At 47.3% G+C, this 16803-nt stretch carries 16 protein-coding genes; 7 read left to right on the top strand and 9 right to left on the bottom strand.

All coding sequences use genetic code 11. From position 1 onward, the window contains the following. The first annotated feature begins 114 nt into the window (after nucleotides 1-114). Entirely contained in the window at nucleotides 115-1035 is a 921-nt protein-coding gene (gene rsgA, locus ACY652_RS06925; protein ID WP_462267310.1) for a ribosome small subunit-dependent GTPase A, read from the top strand. Here the strand turns inward: rsgA and ACY652_RS06920 are convergent. Together ACY652_RS06920 and ACY652_RS06915 are read right to left on the bottom strand one after the other, a co-directional pair. Then, entirely contained in the window at nucleotides 1032-3506 is a 2475-nt protein-coding gene (locus ACY652_RS06920; RefSeq protein ID WP_462267309.1) for a hypothetical protein, read from the bottom strand. The two genes, rsgA and ACY652_RS06920, sit on opposite strands and share 4 nt — an antisense overlap. Continuing rightward, the gene (locus ACY652_RS06915; RefSeq protein ID WP_462267308.1) at nucleotides 3469-4494 is read right to left on the bottom strand and encodes a hypothetical protein; all 1026 of its coding nucleotides are present in this window, start codon (nucleotides 4492-4494) and stop codon (nucleotides 3469-3471) included. Before ACY652_RS06915 ends, ACY652_RS06920 begins: the two co-directional genes overlap by 38 nt. A gap of 24 nt (nucleotides 4495-4518) precedes the next feature. Between ACY652_RS06915 and dtd the strand changes: the two genes are divergently transcribed. Next, nucleotides 4519-4977 carry a D-aminoacyl-tRNA deacylase gene (gene dtd, locus ACY652_RS06910; RefSeq protein ID WP_462267307.1) on the top strand — a complete coding sequence of 153 codons (459 nt, stop codon included), beginning with the start codon at nucleotides 4519-4521 and terminating at the stop codon, nucleotides 4975-4977. Between the two features lie 10 nt (nucleotides 4978-4987). Then, entirely contained in the window at nucleotides 4988-5314 is a 327-nt protein-coding gene (locus ACY652_RS06905) for a nucleotide pyrophosphohydrolase (protein ID WP_462267306.1), read from the top strand. A 132-nt stretch (nucleotides 5315-5446) separates the two neighbouring features. Here the strand turns inward: ACY652_RS06905 and ACY652_RS06900 are convergent, their stop codons facing one another. Together ACY652_RS06900 and ACY652_RS06895 are read right to left on the bottom strand one after the other, a co-directional pair. Then, nucleotides 5447-6730, bottom strand: coding sequence for a replication-associated recombination protein A (locus ACY652_RS06900; RefSeq protein WP_462267305.1), 1284 nt, complete (start codon nucleotides 6728-6730; stop codon nucleotides 5447-5449). A 45-nt stretch (nucleotides 6731-6775) separates the two neighbouring features. Beyond that, nucleotides 6776-6928, bottom strand: coding sequence for a hypothetical protein (locus tag ACY652_RS06895; protein ID WP_462267304.1), 153 nt, complete (start codon nucleotides 6926-6928; stop codon nucleotides 6776-6778). A gap of 272 nt (nucleotides 6929-7200) precedes the next feature. Between ACY652_RS06895 and ACY652_RS06890 the strand changes: the two genes are divergently transcribed. Next, nucleotides 7201-7845, top strand: coding sequence for a DNA-3-methyladenine glycosylase family protein (locus tag ACY652_RS06890; RefSeq protein WP_462267303.1), 645 nt, complete (start codon nucleotides 7201-7203; stop codon nucleotides 7843-7845). A gap of 125 nt (nucleotides 7846-7970) precedes the next feature. Here ACY652_RS06890 and ACY652_RS06885 read toward each other — a convergent pair whose 3' ends face one another. The 4 genes from ACY652_RS06885 to ACY652_RS06870 are packed head-to-tail and all read right to left on the bottom strand — an operon-like array spanning nucleotide 7971 to nucleotide 11482. Then, nucleotides 7971-8585 (bottom strand): rhomboid family intramembrane serine protease, encoded by a 615-nt coding sequence (locus ACY652_RS06885; RefSeq protein ID WP_462267302.1) that lies wholly within the window; start codon nucleotides 8583-8585, stop codon nucleotides 7971-7973. Then, the gene (locus tag ACY652_RS06880) at nucleotides 8586-10343 is read right to left on the bottom strand and encodes a M14 family zinc carboxypeptidase (protein WP_462267301.1); all 1758 of its coding nucleotides are present in this window, start codon (nucleotides 10341-10343) and stop codon (nucleotides 8586-8588) included. It lies immediately after the preceding gene. Between the two features lie 40 nt (nucleotides 10344-10383). Further along, complete coding sequence (locus ACY652_RS06875) at nucleotides 10384-10740, bottom strand: MmcQ/YjbR family DNA-binding protein (RefSeq protein ID WP_462267300.1); 357 nt, start codon at nucleotides 10738-10740, stop codon at nucleotides 10384-10386. 1 nt (nucleotide 10741) lies between these two features. Beyond that, nucleotides 10742-11482: an outer membrane beta-barrel protein gene (locus ACY652_RS06870; RefSeq protein WP_462267299.1), complete on the bottom strand. Its 741-nt coding sequence runs from the start codon at nucleotides 11480-11482 to the stop codon at nucleotides 10742-10744. A 65-nt stretch (nucleotides 11483-11547) separates the two neighbouring features. On the opposite strand from ACY652_RS06870, the gene pepT reads away from it, so the two are divergent. From pepT to ACY652_RS06855, 3 genes are all read left to right on the top strand, one after another. Further along, on the top strand, nucleotides 11548-12807 hold the full coding sequence (gene pepT, locus ACY652_RS06865) for a peptidase T (protein ID WP_462267298.1): 1260 nt from the start codon (nucleotides 11548-11550) through the stop codon (nucleotides 12805-12807). Between the two features lie 104 nt (nucleotides 12808-12911). Next, nucleotides 12912-15350, top strand: coding sequence for an AsmA family protein (locus ACY652_RS06860; protein WP_462267297.1), 2439 nt, complete (start codon nucleotides 12912-12914; stop codon nucleotides 15348-15350). A 186-nt stretch (nucleotides 15351-15536) separates the two neighbouring features. Then, nucleotides 15537-16139, top strand: coding sequence for a Crp/Fnr family transcriptional regulator (locus ACY652_RS06855; protein ID WP_462267296.1), 603 nt, complete (start codon nucleotides 15537-15539; stop codon nucleotides 16137-16139). A 144-nt stretch (nucleotides 16140-16283) separates the two neighbouring features. Here ACY652_RS06855 and ACY652_RS06850 read toward each other — a convergent pair whose 3' ends face one another. Beyond that, a complete protein-coding gene (locus ACY652_RS06850; protein ID WP_462267295.1) occupies nucleotides 16284-16673 on the bottom strand; it encodes a hypothetical protein in 390 nt (129 codons plus the stop codon). Nucleotides 16674-16803: the final 130 nt, after the last annotated feature.

Here is a 16803-nt window from a genome sequence, read left to right as displayed (position 1 = left end):
CTTGATTGCCAGGGGCAACGCTGGTAAAGTAAAGGGATATTTTTTGCAAAAGCAATAATTAAAACACTTTTTGCAAAAAATGCCTTTGTTCAAAAGCATACTTTTGCCAATTCTATGCAGGGAATCGTAACTAAATCAACCGGAAGCTGGTACCAGGTGCAAACGCCGGACGGGCAGCGATACGATTGCCGTATTAAGGGTAAATTCCGCATCAAGGGTTTAACTACTACCAACCCGGTGGCCGTGGGCGATAAGGTAGATTTTGAGCCGGAACCGGATCAGGAAACTGGTGTGATCCATAAATTGTATGAGCGCCGTAACTATATCATTCGTAAATCCATCAACTTATCCAAACAGGCGCAGATTATTGCGGCCAATTTAGACCAGGCATTTTTGGTAGTTACCTTAGCCTCGCCCCGCACCTCGATGGGGTTTATCGACCGCTTTCTGGTAACCGCCGAAGCCTATGATATTCCGGCGGTGCTGGTGTTTAACAAGCTGGATTTGTTCAGCGACGAAGGTCTTGAGGTGCTGGCGGCTTATAAGGAGGTATACGAAAACATTGGTTATCCCTGCTACGAGGTATCAGCTTTGCAGGGCACCAATATCCCGCTGCTGGAAAACTTGTTGAAGGATAAAACCACGCTGCTGTCGGGCCATTCGGGTGTGGGTAAATCCAGCCTGATGAATGCGTTGCTGCCTGACCTGGAGCTGCGCACTACCGAAATATCAGAATGGAGCGACAAAGGTATGCACACCACTACCTTTGCCGAAATGTATGACCTTCCCTACGGCGGCCGCATCATTGACACACCCGGCATACGCGAACTGGGCGTGATTGATATTGAGCAGCAGGAGCTGGGCCACTTCTTCCCCGAAATGCGCCAGCGGATGCACAACTGCCGCTTTAACAACTGCCGCCACATTAACGAGCCGGGCTGCGCTGTATTAGCTGCGCTCGAAGACGGCGAGATTGCGCCTTCGAGGTATGATAGCTACCTGAGCATCTATAATGGTAATGATACCCGCGCTTAATGTACTTTAGCTTGCACCCTGATATAATCGCGTAAATAGCTGCATTCGCCTATAGCCTGCTTTACAAACCGGGTGTTGCGGTAAGTGGTGCCTAATTCCCTGAAATAACTGCTGCTGCGGATGTGGCTGCGGTACACCGCCTGGTTCTTCTCATAATTACTATAATCAGTTAAGTAATTATATTCGGGCGAGTTCCATTGCTTCTGGCGGCATTTGGCGGCCATAAAGGTACAGCGGGCTTTAAATTCCGGGTTACGGCTAAGCGCCCTCGCCTTCAGGTAATATTGCATTGCTGTACCGGTTTTAACATAATCGGTATCATAATAATACTGCCCGCTGCGCCCAAAATCATATGCCGACCAGTAGTAGGAAATCAACTCCCACGAATTACCATAGGTAGAAGCACTATATAAACCGCTGGCCATGCGGTAATAATTGGCGGCAACTGTTGGATGCGCTTTAATTTGCTGCTGTAGTTGCAGCATGGCCCTGGCATAGGTAAGTTTGCTGTACCCCTGTTTAACCGTAGTATGCTGCTTAGGGTAATCATTTACAGGGTCAACAAACGGATCATCGCCATAAGTGTCGCCATTGTCATCCGTATTAGCGGTGGTAAAATAGCTGACGGGCAGGCGCTTAAATGTTTGATAGGCATATGCATAATTATGCTCGCGAAGGTAAGCGGTACCCAGCATTTCCTGCAACTGATCGGCCGTTAGGGTTTTTAGCGGAGCGAATAAAAAGCGGTGGTAAGCTTGGCCGGAGGCCGTGGTTTTCCAGCTGATCAGTTGCTTTAAATGCGAAGACCGCAAATAGGTATACCAAAAATCAGGAATGGAAGCGGCAGCCGGTTCGGTAGTTGCATTTTGCACATCTGTATAACCATCAATATGGTAAAAATTACTTTTATATAAAGCGGCTGCCGCCTTAGCCGTATCGCGCTGGCGCAGATAGGCAGGTGCCAGTATATTACTGTAAAAGTTACGTGCTGTAATTGCGAAGCGGTTTAACCGGTACGTTTCTCCACCTTGATTGTTATAACCGGCTGCTGGAATAGTAGCTACCCTGCGGTCGAGCCATTGCAGGGCAGGCAGTAGTGCAGCTTCGTTTACGGCATTGTAATGCTGTATCTGCTGTGCCGATAACAGCAGGGAAACAATCTGCCGCTGATCGTTCAGTTTGGTGCTGATGGCGCTTTTATCAATAGCTGCCAGTTCAGCCATGCCTTCGCTGGTTTTGTTCTGCATCCAGTACAGATAGGAAGCCGCGATATGGCCCAGTGCCGGTTCGGGGTACCTTTTTTCGGCAGCTAAGGTGCCACAGAAGCGAATGAGCTGTTGCAGACGGGTATTATATTTTGTTTGCTCACTATCGGCCACCGCCTCAAAAAAGCCGTGCGAACCTTTGCCGCCCACATTATAGGTAGTGTATTGCGCATTGGTCAGCAGCTTTTGCAGGTAGCTTTCTTCCATCTTATTAATTTCCCGGATAAGAAGTACCCCGTTTAACACGGATGCAGGCGCATTTTCATAGGTATGCTGGAGGTACTCCATACCGGGCTCCGGGTTGCCGAACCCTTCCATGGCATACAGGCTGGCCCGCTCTTCGCCATTTTTGGCTAAGGGCAGCACCTGTTTTAACCCGGCGTGTGAAAAGCGGGTATAATTGATATAAGCCAACAGCCGTTTTTCGGGATACTGGCTGAATACCTTCGAAAACAGGTAAGCCGCCTGCACACTATCGCCCAAATTATGTAGTTCTCCGGCTTTTAACGCCAGCGCCAGGCCTTTAATGTAACTTGAACTACTTTGCCGGGCGGTGTAATGGTCATATACTTTTTCGGCATCAGCATCGGCATCGCCATAATGAAACAGACGCTGTGCCTGATAGGCATACCGCAGCCTGATAAATTTATCTTTAACGGTTAAAATTTGCGCCTGTGCCTGCTGTGCTGCGGCGGTTAAGGCCGCCGTGTCTTTTTTAACCGGCTCCCAGGACAGGCAGGCAATATTAGCCAAAGGTTCTACCTGTTTGGCAAACCGGTAATAGGTATTGGCATCTTTATGCTTACCCAAAGCAAGTGCCTGCAGAAAGGTATTATTCAACAGACTGTCGGGCAGGGTGGCTTTACATTCAAGCGCTTGGGTAGTTCTTACGGTTGAAGCACTGTCCAGCTTGTACATAACCTTTTCTACATCAGCAGCGGTAACCGGCCGGCCTAAATAAGCAGCCCACTCACGGGCGTTAATCTGGCGTTCATCGGCAGGCTCATTTTCATCATACACAAAGTTCCAGTCGGTAAAATAAAAAGGCCGGTAGCCCTGCTCGCCCTGCAGGTTATTATGAAAAAAGGATACATACGCATCATAGGGGTCGGCCTCCGGGCCGCAGGCAATATCAACCGCTACATTGGCAAAAAAGGCCGAGCAAAAGCTAATGCAGCAAGTGAGTAACAGCTTCCAGGTTTTCATAAGGATAAGGCTTGAGCGTTTGCTGGTCTAAATGAAAATAAATTACGGTAAAGTTATCAGATTTTAAATAACTGCTGAGGTAAGAAGCGGCCTTTTCTAACTCGCTCGGCGTTTCCCAGCGCACCTCATCTTTCGCCTTTAAACCATAGGAAGGCATATCGGTTTTAGCTGTATATAATTGATTAGGCAACCGGCTGAATATTGTAGTATCCTGCAATATTGCCTGGTTAAGCCGCTTGGCAATACCCGTATACTGCTGCTGCCGGAACACCACTGCCCAGCTGAATAACGGCAGGGCTACATCAAGCGGCAGAGGGTAATTGCTTAGGTTATTACCTGCATACTTTTTTAATTCAGCTAAGTCCAAAATGGAGTTTTGCGAGCCGTATTTGCGCAGGTTACCCATGTTATAGCACATCAGCAAAGCGCGGTCTGCCGGTGGTACGCGGCTGCCCTGCTGGTTTTTTAACTGGTGCAGGCGCAGGGTGAAGGATAGGCTTTGATGCTGTTTGGCCAGCAACTGCCGCAGCTGCCCCATCAGGTAAAAATAATTGCTGCGGGTGGTTGTGGTCCAGTCGCAATCCAGTTGCAGTTCATTGAAGTTGCTTTTACCGGCCTGTTTAAGTTTACCGGTTACAAAGTAGTTGATTTTACCGGCCAGGCTGCGCAGTTGCGGCTGGGAGAGGTGCCTTAGTACCTCATTTACCACAAATACCACCGGCACAATCTGCAGGCTGTCCGGCAATTGATCTTTAAACTCAATGGGCGATACCGGTACTGGGCCGATACCGTTTTCACCCTCATTTACATCCATTATACGCACATACAGGCGATGCACCTGCAGGCGGTTCAGGTAAGCATCTTCAGTGGGGTTATGTTTGTAAATAGTTTTCCAGTAATAAAAGGAAGTAGCTACCTTTCTTGGGCGTTTACAGCCAAGTATGGATAAGGATAGCAACAACACCAGCAGTAAACGCTTATTATTCATTCGATAAACATAACAATTTTTACCATGCGTGCAGTTATTCAGCGGGTATCAAACGCCAGTTGTAGGGTTGGCGGAAATATAACCGGACAAATAGAAACCGGCTTTCTGGTATTATTGGGCATCGAACAGGAAGACATGGAAGAAGATGCCAGCTGGCTGGCACAAAAGATAGCCGCCCTGCGCATTTTTAGTGATGAGAACGGTTTGATGAACAAAGCGCTGGCCGATGTAAATGGTAGTATTCTGCTGATCTCGCAGTTTACGCTGTTTGCACAAACTAAAAAAGGAAACCGGCCTTCGTTCATCCGTGCGGCCAGGCCGGCTCAGGCTATTCCCTTGTATGAGTATATGATTAACGAGCTGACCAAACTTACAGGTAAACCTATTGCTACCGGTATTTTTGGTGCAGATATGAAAATCAGTTTGGTTAACGATGGGCCGGTCACTATCATTATGGATACTAAAGACAAGGACAATCATTAACTTCGCTTTCATGAGCATTGATGAGGCGCAAAAATTAGTAGACCAATGGATCACTACCACCGGCATCCGTTATTTTAATGAACTGACCAATACCGCCATATTGATGGAGGAGGTAGGCGAAGTAGCCCGCATTATGGCCCGGCAGTATGGCGAACAATCCTTCAAAAAATCAGATACAGAAATAAACCTGGCAGATGAAATGGCTGATGTGCTGTTTGTGCTGATTTGCCTGGCTAACCAAACCGGCATCAATTTAACCGAAGCGCTGGAAAAGAACTTAGAGAAGAAAAGCATCCGTGATGCCGACCGGCACCGGAATAATGAGAAGTTGAAGTAGAATGTACGGCTAATAAGTCATGCTGAACTTGTTTCAGCAGCCCACTTGCCAAGTCTGCACTGTGCAAATTCAACTGTCCTGAGAGGTGCTGAAACAAGTTCAGCATGACACGGAAAGACAGGTTGTGCTTAATCAATACTTATACCGCTCGCCCCAGAGCTTTTTTAACTTTTCCCGCGCTTCGTTTTCCCGGGCATTCTGGCCGGGGTCGTACAGTTTGGTACCCCTCAGTTGCTCCGGTAAAAAGTCCTGATCGGTGAAGTTACCGTCGTAGCTGTGGGCATATTTATATTCCTTGCCATAACCTATGTTCTTCATCAGTTTGGTAGGTGCATTGCGCAGGTGCAGGGGTACGGGCAAATCGCCGGTACGGCGTACCAGATCCATCGCCTCGCCGATGGCCATATAGCTGGCATTGCTTTTAGCCGAAGTAGCCAGGTAAACCGCCGTTTGCGACAGGATGATACGCGCTTCGGGCATCCCAATCACATTTACCGCTTCAAAGCAGCTTTGCGCTAATAACAAGGCGTTAGGGTTGGCGTTGCCGATATCCTCGGAAGCCAGAATGAGCATACGGCGGGCAATAAACAGCGGGTCTTCGCCGCCCACCAGCATACGGGCCAGCCAGTATACGGCACCGTTGGGGTCGCTGCCGCGCATGGATTTAATGAAGGCCGAAATAATATCATAATGCTGCTCGCCGGCCTTATCATACAGGGCCATGTTCTGCTGCACATTTGCGAGCACGGCTTCATTGTTGATCACAATTTCCGCGGTGCCGGATAAGGCATTTACCAGTAGTTCAAAAATATTCAACAGCTTACGGGCATCCCCGCCGGAGAGGCGCAGCAGGGCTTCATGCTCATTAATGGTAATGCGCTTCTGCTGCAACAGTTCATCCTCACGCATGGCTTTTTGCAGTAAACTGATTAAATCCTCCTCGCTCAGCGGCTGCAGAATATACACCTGGCAGCGCGACAGCAAAGCGGAGATCACCTCGAACGAAGGATTTTCGGTAGTGGCACCAATCAGGGTAACCAACCCGCGCTCTACCGCACCCAATAATGAATCCTGCTGTGATTTAGAGAAGCGGTGAATTTCATCAATAAACAATACCGGCAATGTCTGGCCGCCCTGCTTGTACAGGGCCGCCTTTTCAATTACCTCGCGCACATCCTTCACGCCCGAATTGATGGCGCTTAGGGAGAAGAAAGGCCTATCTAAACTTTGCGAAATAATATAGGCCAGCGTGGTTTTACCCACGCCCGGCGGCCCCCAAAAGATCATGGAAGGCAGGTTGCCAGACGCAATGGCCTTGCGCAATACCGCCCCCTGCCCTACCAGATGCTGCTGACCGGCATAGTCATCCAGCATTTTAGGGCGCATGCGTTCGGCTAATGGGGGAAGGTTATTCATGAGGTAGGATAATAACATAAAATCTGTTTCTTGATCTGGATATGATTACTTAGTGCATTTCAGCCACTTCCTGAAATCATTCATTTCTTGAGGTGTAGCCATTGGCTCGTCCTTTACTGATTCCATTTCATTTAACAGGTAAGCATCTTCTTCCGGCGTACTTACTTCAATTTCGTTTGATAATGATGCTTTGTCCATTTATATTGTCCACCATATATTTTATTTGCTATCAGCAATTACTCAGAAGCTGTTTAAAGCAATTATAAGTCGTCATTTCGACGAGGTACGAGGAGAAATCTTCTACCGCAGACCTGCTGCCTAAAGAAGATTTCTCCCTGCGGTCGAAATGACAGGGTAGGGTTTAAGCAATCTAAACTTCGTTTCTCGCAATGACAAATGATATAATTTATTCGCTTTTAAGCAGCTTTTATACAAATATAACTAAATAAAAATTTGTTGGTTTATAGTTGATGCAGCAGCATTTCGACCATTCCAACTTCCACCAGATCTGCAACCAGTTAGCGGCCGGGCACCCTTTGTTCAATACCATTATTGAGCGGTACGGTTACCCGCCGATGTGGAGCCGGCCCAATACGTTTGAAACGCTGGTGCATGTGATTTTGGAGCAGCAGGTATCACTGGCCTCGGCGCTTTCGGCACTGCACAAGTTAAAGGAACGGGTAGAAGAAATTACCCCGGAGCGGGTGCTGCTGCTTACCGATGAAGAGCTGAAAGCCTGCTATTTCAGCCGGCAAAAGACGGTGTATGTTAAAAATCTGGCGGGTTCGCTGCTGAGCGGCCAACTGGATTTAGCGGCACTGCCTGATTTGCCCGATGAGGAAATAAGAAGACAGCTTACCCAATTAAAAGGTATTGGTAACTGGACTACCGACATTTACCTGATGATGGTATTGCACCACCCGGATGTTTTTCCGGCAGGCGATCTGGCTATCATTCGTACCCTGAAAATGCTGCTGCCCCTGCCGCCCGACGTAACCCGCCTGCAACTGACGGCTATTGCTGATAGCTGGCGGCCCTACCGTACGGTGGCGGCCTATTTATTATGGCACTATTACCTGAGCCGTAAACTGCCGGTGCTGAAGGCGGATAAATAGATAATACAGGAAGCTAACCACGCTGTCATTTCGACCGCAGGGAGAAATCCTCTGCCGCAGACTGGTCGCCTGAAGAAGATTTCTCCCTGCGGTCGAAATGACGTGATTTAAAAAGATTTTGTTGCCTACAACCCCAGCTGCCTCAAGAAATCACCAATTACCTGATGGTTCAGAAAAATTGTGATCATGATACCGCTGAGGGCGCCAAAAAAGTGGGCATCATGGTTAATGGCATCGTGCGATTGTTTGGAGGCGTATACACAATATACCAGGTACAACACGCCGAATAAAATAGCGGGTATAGGGATCGGCAGGAACATCAGGTACAACTTGCTTAGGGGGTTGAACATGATATAGCTGAACAGGGCCGCACTGATGGCGCCCGATGCGCCCAGGCTATAATAACCCGGATCATCACGGTGTTTCCCTACCGTAGGCAGATCACTCAAAATCAGGCTGACTCCGTACAATAAACCAAATTGCCAGTGGCCCAGGTAATCACGTTCCAGGGTGAAGGCGAAAAAGTAAAAGGAGAGCATGTTAAACAGCAAATGGCTCCAGTCGCGATGAATAAAGCCGCTGGTAATTACGGTATAGATGCGCTCGCCGCGCGAAATGCTGTAAGGGTGCAGCATCAGGCTGCGCAGCAGGCGTTCATTGGTAAAGGCAATCAAACTGATAACAATGGTAACCGCAAAAATTGCAGAAGCTACAGGGGCATAAGTAATAAAATCTTCCATTTAATATATATCGAGTTTTGCAGGCGTAAGTAAACGGCCTACCGGGTAACGCAGGTAGGTAGGTTCATAATATTCGGAGTGGCGGTATACCCACTCTAATTGTGCCTGGGCGCTGCCGGCCAGTTTAGCATTGGTAGCTTTTTCGCTTTCCAGCTGCTTTTTCAATTCGGGACGGGCTTTCAGGTAATCGGCAGCAATGTCTTCAAACACGTAATCAGAGTAATGTTCCTTCTGCCCCAGCATCGAATCAAAAAAGCCCCAGGCGAAAAAGGAGTCTACGCCCTGCGGCTCCAAAGTTTCTACAATGTAACGGTTGGCGGGCTGATTGGCATATACCACATAATCGCCCGTCAGGTATTTAATGGTTTGCTGCTCGGGGCGTAATTGAACACCGGTGTGCAGGTAATGCCCCTCGTAAGGGCGGGGCGAGGTTTTATAATCCGCAAAGTAATAGGCTTGCACATTCAGGGTAGTATCATGCTTTAACCGCTGCATGGCTATCCGGTTCAGTTTAAACAGCTCAATCACTTTGCCCCAGGCCTGCGGAATAATGTAGGCCAGCGGCTTATCGGCATACTGCGTAGCCTTGTAGGTATTATAATATTTAATGGGTTTGGTAAAAGGCTTATTACGGTCATAATACAAACGGGGCAGGCCGCTGATGGCGCTGGGTTTGTAACCGGCGGTAAAGCCCTTAAACTGCAGGGTATCAAAGCGGGTCATGTCCGGCTCCCAGCTCAGGGCGAAGGTTTTTTGCCGTGCTACCTGTACATCAGCTTTGGCCTTTAGTTCGCCTATCTGTTTGGCATCGCGCTGGCAAACGGCAATGAGGTGCTGCATCAGGTCATAGGTAGCATATACCCGCTTGTCGTACGCCTTCAGCATGTGCGTTTCGCTGATGTAGCTGATGATGTTGCGCTGCGCCGTAAAGCCGCTCGAAAAACGGGGCGTTTCCAAGAAGGCCACAATACCCGAATCGGGTGTGGTTTTCAGGCTTTCTACATACGGTGTCATCTCATAGCCGCTTTGCTTCATGCGGCGGTATAATTCCGGAGATAAAGTTTTAGCGGTGTATTCGGCCAGCAATGGGTTTTGCTTGTCTTTCTGGGTTTCTATCAGCGTCATTACATACTGGTAGTCAGAGCCGTTGCTGGTATGGTTGTCCATAAATACTTCGGGCTGCCAGGTGTTCAGTATCTGCATAAAGGCTAAAGCATTGCGGCTGTCGGCCTTGATAAAATCCCGGTTCAGATCCAGGTTACGGGCATTACCCCTGAAACCATAGGCCCGCGGCCCGTTCTGGCTGATGCGGGATACGCCCCGGTTCAGGCTGCCGTCAATGTTATATAAAGCAATAAAGCAAACCACTACATCTTTGGGCAGCTGGTTCTTCTTCAGTATATCGCGCACCAGCATCATGCTGGCATCAATGCCTTCCGGCTCGCCGGGATGGATGCCGTTGTTGATGAGCAGCACCCGCTTGTTTTGTTTTTTGATGAGCGCAGGGTCAAATACCTTGTCTTTTGAAAGTACGGCCAGCGTTAAGGGATAGCCCGCATCGGTAGTGCCGTAATTAAATAGTTTTAATTGCGGGTTGGCTTTAGCCAGTTGCTGGTAATAAGCTACCACCTGGTGGTAAGTAGCCGTATAATTTTTATCAGGGCTTTGCTCAAAAGGGGTAAGCTGTGCGCTTGCGCTGATGGCCAGCAGCAGGCAAAACGCAAAAGCAACAAGTGTTTTAAGGCGAAGGATATACATAGCTTTACAAATATAACCGCCAGTTGCTAAAAAGCCGCATTTATCCCAACGCCTTAATTTCGGCCTGTGCTTTTTTAGGCAAACTGGCTACAATCAGTTCATACGAATGATCTATCATCTCCTGTAATTGCTTAGTGCTGAGCGATTGGTTGATGAACACCGTGTTCCAGTGCGTTTTATTCATGTGGTAGCCCGGCTGCACTTCGGGGTGTTGTTCACGCCATTCAATAGCCTGCTCAGGGTCGCATTTCGCATTCATGCGGTCGCCATTCTTCAAATCAACCAGCAGATATATTTTATTACCCGCCTTATACACCAGCGTGTCTTCGCCAAAGGGGAAACCATCCGTAGTACCGGGCTTGCTCAGGCAGTAATTATGCAGGGTTTCAATATCCATATCAGTATCGTCCCCTAATGTTTTTGTTATAGGCTACCACGGCGCCAAAATTGTATTTAATGCCTACCGTAATCTGCCGGTACTGGTCAAAAGAGTTGTTTTTAAACACCTGGTTAGGATCATCGTAGCCATCCAGGCCCTCGCCCAGCACTATATTATGCCGGTAACCCAGGTCAATAGAAAATACCGGTTCGTCATAATTATTGTAGAACTTTATCTCATAACCTACCCGCAGCGGAAATAAACCGTTAAAACCCTTATCCACACCCGGAAAATTGCCGTAGGGAGGATTGTAAAGGTCCTTACGCTGGATAAACGTCAGGTTATTATAAATAATACCTATACCGGTGCCGCCATAAAAATTTTTAACCAGGTTCAGAAAAAAGTTGTCGCCGTAATCAATAAATTCACCCAGTTGTACGTCGGCATGTAAAATCAGGGCTTTATAGGAATTGGTAAACTGGCGGCCGCTGAAATCCAACTGTGGGTTTGAGTTACTGCCGCCAGAAAGCTTGCCAAACTGTAGCTCGGCGGCTATGGGCAGGTATGGGCTGTAATTATAACCCAGGTTGATATTGTAAGCCTTGCTGTTATAATTGGTTTTCAGATCTGAAAAAGGATAAACCGAACTTACGCCGACAGATATGCCGTAAGGAGCGTAATTGTATTGCGCCATTGCTGCAGCCGGTATCAATACCAGTAACAGTACAACTACTGCCGGAGATAAACGTTTAAGGTTCATCAATAATTAAACTTTAAGGTATGGTTGCCTATATTGGCAGGTAATACATCAAAAATATAACAAAAATGCATACAAATACTATAAATATAACCGGCTTTACTGTTACAGAGCGTTTTATGCGCTATGTAGTAATTGATACGCAATCAGACCCCCATTCGGTTTCAATTCCGTCTACAGAAAAGCAAAAAAACCTGGGCCGGCTGCTGGTACAGGAGCTGCAGGCTATGGGCGTTACTGATGCGCACCTGGATGAATACGGGTATGTATACGCTACCATTGAAGGCAATACAGACAAGGCCGATGTACCCGCCATCTGCTTCTGCTCGCACATGGATACCTCGCCCGATTGCAGCGGGGCAGATGTAAAACCAATTATCCATTACAATTATCAGGGCGGCGATATCGTGTTACCCGATGACCCGGCACAGGTGCTTAACCCGGCCCGCCACCCGGAACTGAAAAACCAGTTGGGCAATGCTGTTATTACCGCCAGCGGAACTACCTTGCTGGGGGCCGATAACAAAGCCGGTGTTGCCGAAATTATGGATGCCTGCCATCAGCTGATGCAGCACCCCGAAATTAAGCATGGCGCCATTAAAATTTTGTTTACGCCCGATGAGGAGATAGGCCGCGGAGCAGATAAGGTAGATATACAAAAGCTGGGCGCATTTGCAGCCTATACCATAGATGGCGAAACTGCCGGTAATATGGAAAACGAAACCTTTTCGGCCGACGGGGCGCAGCTCCTCATTCATGGTGTGAGCGCACATCCGGGTTTTGCCAAAGGGCAGATGCAAAATGCTATTAAAATAGCCGGGCAAATCATCGCGGCACTGCCTCATGAATTATCACCGGAAGGCACGGAAGGCATGCAGGGCTTTGTACACCCGGTTGGCATCACCGGGCAGGCGGAGCAGGCTACTATTGAGTTCATCATCCGTGATTTTGAGGAAGAGAAACTACAGCAGCACGCGCAGGCAATAAGGCAGGTGGCCAGCCAGGTAATTGCAGGGTTTCCGGGTACCGCCTATGAGCTGCAGGTAAAGCCGCAATACCGTAACATGAAGCAGGTACTGGATAATTGCCCCCAGATTGTAGATTATGGCATGGAAGCCATACGCCGGGCAGGGCTGGAGGCCAAGTTGTGCAGTATACGCGGGGGTACTGATGGTTCGCGGTTATCCTTTATGGGCCTGCCCTGCCCCAATATTTTTGCCGGTGAGCATGCCTTTCATGGCCGGCAGGAGTGGGTATCGGTGCAGGATATGCAGAGTGCGGTGCACACCCTGCTGCATTTGTGCCAGATATGGGAAGAGCGCAGCTAACATTCTACCGCTTATCAGCATAAATCAATTACAGTACTTAGCAGCAGGGCCTTTGAAACAAAACGCCGTGCAAACGCATTTGTACTTAAACACCAAAGTTTACTATGCCCAAATGGTTAAAAACCGCCCTCAAAATTGCAGGGGGAATACTTGCTTTTGTATTGCTTACTGTAATTGCCATTACGGTATATATTGTTACGCACAGGCAGAAGGTACTGGCTATGGTAACTACCACACTGAATAAAAACCTGGATGGTGAACTTACCATCCGCAGTATGGATCCTACCTTCTTTAAAAGCTTTCCTGATGTATCGCTGAAGCTGAATGATGTAACCCTTCGCGATAAGCAGTTTGCCCGCCACAAGCATACCTTTTTAATGGCTAAAGAACTGGCTGTATCTGTAAATACGGCTGCACTGCTGCGGGGGATAATACAGGTAAACCGTGTGGGTATTACCAATGCGGCTATAGACCTATATACCGACAGCACCGGCTACAGCAATACCTCGGTATTTAAGAAAAGCAATAAGCCCAAAAACGATCAGAAAAAGGACGATAGTGAAAGTTCCACCGAAATAAAGCAGTTTGATTTAAACAACGTAGGCTTTACTTTGGATAATCAGCAGGCGAGTAAACTTTTCAAGTTTGCCGTGAATGATTTATCGGGCAAGATGAACTACCCCGACTCCGGCTGGGTAGCCGATTTTAACCTGGATGTAATGGCCAAAAGCATGGCCTTTAATACTAAAAAAGGCAGCTTTATTAAAGATAAGCACCTGAGCGGCCCCTTTCTGGTCTCCTATAATGCGGATAAGAAAATAGTTACGGTTGCACCCAATAAACTTAACATCGGCGATGACCCTTTTACTGTTGGTGCACAGTTTAATACCGGCAGCCCTAATACCGATTTTAAAATTACCGTTGCAGCCGAGCAAATACTATGGCGACATGCATCAGCCTTGCTTGCCCCTAATATCACCCAAAAACTGAATCAGTTTAACCTCAAGAACCCTTTTGCGGTTAAATGCCAGCTGAAGGGGGCGTTTTCCGGCGGAGGCGATCCGTTAATTTTTGTAACCTGCCATGTAGAGCGTAATATACTCGAAGCTTTGGGCGGCCAGTTTACAGAGTGCAGCTTTAATGGCGTATTCACCAATAACTACATCAACGGAATGGGGTTGAGCGATGCCAATTCTGCTATTAAGGTGCTGGATTTAAATGCAAAATATAAGGAATTACCTATTAACATTGACTCCGCCATTATTCATAACCTGGACAACCCGGTTGCCGAAGGTACCGTACGCTCTAAATTTGATGTGCCTAAAATTAACAACGTAATTGGTACGCAAACTTTGCGCTTTACCAAAGGCGATGCCAGCCTGAAACTGGCCGTAAAAGCCAATGTAGTGAATTTCAGGTTGTATAAACCTGTTATTGCAGGGTCAATTAACATCCAACATGCCAATGCCAGTTATGTACCGCGCAAATTAAATTTTACCAATACCGCAATTTCTGTCAACCTATCAGGAAACGATCTGGTGCTGAGCAATATACGCCTGCAAAGCGGCCGCAGCATTGTATTCATGAATGCGCGCGTTAACAACTTTTTAAACCTGTACTATACCGCGCCCGAACAGATACTCATTAAATGGAATATCAACAGTCCTCAATTGTATTTGGCCGAGTTTCTGGGGTTTTTAAATGCCAGAGGTGCACCGGTACCCGTAAAGCAAACCAATACCAAAGCCGCCTCCATGACTAAAACAGGTAGTTTTATTGATCAGTTTAACAATGTTTTTGAAAAGGCGCGGGCCGAAATGCACATGACCATAGGTAACCTGCACTATAAGAAGTTTTTGGCTACCAACGCCCATGCCGATATTATTGTAGAGGCTGCCGGGATTACACTTAAAACACTAACTTCTAACCAGGCCGGCGGTACGCTAAATGCCAGTGGCCGGATTATTCAGGGCGTTACAACCAATAACCGGTTTACCTTGAATGCCACGGTGAACAATGTAAACGTGAAAAACTTCTTTTATTCCTTTGATAATTTTGGCTTGAAGGATCTGACCTCCAATAACCTTACGGGCATACTTTCGGCTAAGGCCAACGTAAGCGGTATCGTAACCAACGAGGGTTCGCTGGGCAATAATTCCCTGAACGGTACGCTGAGCCTCAATTTGAAAAATGGCGCTTTGATTAATTATGCGCCGCTGAAAAATATTGACAAGTATGTGCCCTTCAGGGATTTAACCAATATTACATTTAATAACCTCGATGGCAGGTTTAACCTGAATGGAGAAAAGATTACCATTCAACCCATGCAGTTTAACTCAAGCGTGCTGAATATGAATGTGGCCGGTATTTACTCTTTAGGCAAGGGTACCAATATTTCATTAGATGTACCCCTGCGTAACCCCAAAAAGGATAAGGACATTACCGACCAGGAAGAATTAGATAAACGCCGGATGAAAGGCATTGTACTCCACCTGGCGGCGGTAGATAATGACAAAGGCGGCGTTAAGATAAAGCTTAGGTAATAACTCCAATTTGTTTTGGTGGTCTTACCGAACTCCGGTCGCCAACAGTAAAAGCGCCTGCCGCAGAATAATAAGATACGGTTATTTTAATAGCAGGAGCGCTATAAGCTGCAATTGTGCGGACAACTAAAATATATTTATGCCGATTGCTATAAGCCGCTATTCCGTTTTTGCGTTTTTGCTGATATGACTGTTAAGGTACTAAACCTCGAAAATGAACTTGCCGTACTGGCAAACTGTATCCGGTTAGCGGCTCAGCCGCCCGAACATGAGTTGCTGGCTTTTTGCGGTATGTTCAGGTTGAAGCAATTTAGCAGCGGGCAGCCTATATTCAAGGCCGGCAGATTAATCAATCATATTTATTTTATTGTTAAAGGCTGCCTGCAACTTTACCATGAACAGGTAAGCGGAACCATAAAAACCATTGGCTTTTATGAGGAGCAGGATTTTGTAATGGATATGTACTCGTTTGTGGAGCAGCAGCCTACTACCCTCAACCTGCAGGCTGCCGAAGATGCCATCCTGTTGATCATCAACCGCACACACTGGAACAGGGCCTGCCGGGAATTTTCGTGGTATAAGGCGTTTCATACGCAGTACGTGGCGCAGCAACTGGATGATATGTACCAGTACCTTACTCATCTAAAAGCATTTGGCGCAGGCAGCAGTTATGCGCAACTCATTACCAGCCGGCCCAAACTTTTACAGCGCCTGCCTGCTCATTTACTGGCTGATTACTTAAGCGTTACGGTTGAAGAATTAAACCGGCTTACAATAACTGGCAGTTGATTAAGTGGATGTACATTAGGAGCGGCCCCCTTTCTTTTCGTCATTTCGACCGCATGGAAAAATCTTCTTCAAGAAGCCGGTATGCAGCAGAAGATTCCTCCCTGCGGTCGAAATGACTGTTTACTTAGTTAAAGACAACTGCTTTTACGGCTGTACAGAGTTAATTGGTGTTTTGGCAATAATGCTATCCACCACAAAGGCGCTTACCCCTCTCCAGGGCAGGGCATGGTTATACTCTTTGTAATGCAGCGTTAAATAATAGCCGGAGTAACGGCTCAGGGAGTCGGCTACCTTGGTATCAGTTACCGAAAATTTAAACTCGTTGGATTGTATAGCGCCCTGGGCAGGCGCCCTTAAGCCGGTTTGTATCAGGCGGCCTTCGTAAGTTTTAAAGAGGTAGCCTTTGTGCACAAAATAATTCATGGCGCCGGCTTTTGTACCATCGCCAAACACAAAAAAGTAGCGGTAATAAACTACCCCGATAAGTACAGCTATAATAATTATGGTAATTACAGATACAATGCGCTTGTTCATGTGAAAGGATATTGTTTGAAACTATAACAGCAGGAACCTTAAATTGTGAGCAAGGGTTGTAGTTTATAGCTTTGGCCTTTTGCTACGTAATGCGCCGGGTATGCAGTGCCTTCACCCATTCATCCTGTTT

It is taken from the genome of Mucilaginibacter sp. (assembly GCF_965200995.1).
Lineage (GTDB): Bacteria > Bacteroidota > Bacteroidia > Sphingobacteriales > Sphingobacteriaceae > Mucilaginibacter.
The sequence above is the reverse complement of the archived record's forward strand: the minus strand, read 5'-3'. Positions and strand labels throughout refer to the sequence as shown.